The following is a 299-nucleotide window of genomic DNA, read 5'->3' on the forward strand; positions in this document are numbered from 1 at the left end:
CAGTGTGCTGGCGCGATCTTGGCCGCGGCGTCGCCCGCGATTTCGGCGGGCAGCATGCGCACCTGTATCCACAGAACAGGCGTGCCCTGCGGCGCCCGCGATGGGTCGATGGCGGTCGGCTGGCCGACGACCAGCACCGGTTCGTCCGGCAGCATGCCTGCCATCGCCTGCTGATAGGTGCGCGACATCTGGTCGAGCGAGGGGGACAGATGCACATAGGCGAACTGGCGCAACTCTGCCCCGGCGCGCCAGTCAGGCAGATCGTCCAGCGCCAGGTGGATCATCATCGTGCCCGGCGC

General features: G+C 68.9%; 1 pseudogene. It reads right to left on the minus strand.

Features of this window, described 5'->3' with window-relative positions:
• Window positions 1-299: pseudogene (locus EN852_RS39045) on the minus strand (NAD(P)/FAD-dependent oxidoreductase); the annotation flags it as partial.

It is taken from the genome of Mesorhizobium sp. M2E.F.Ca.ET.209.01.1.1, from assembly GCF_004010375.2.
In the GTDB taxonomy this organism is placed as follows: domain Bacteria; phylum Pseudomonadota; class Alphaproteobacteria; order Rhizobiales; family Rhizobiaceae; genus Mesorhizobium.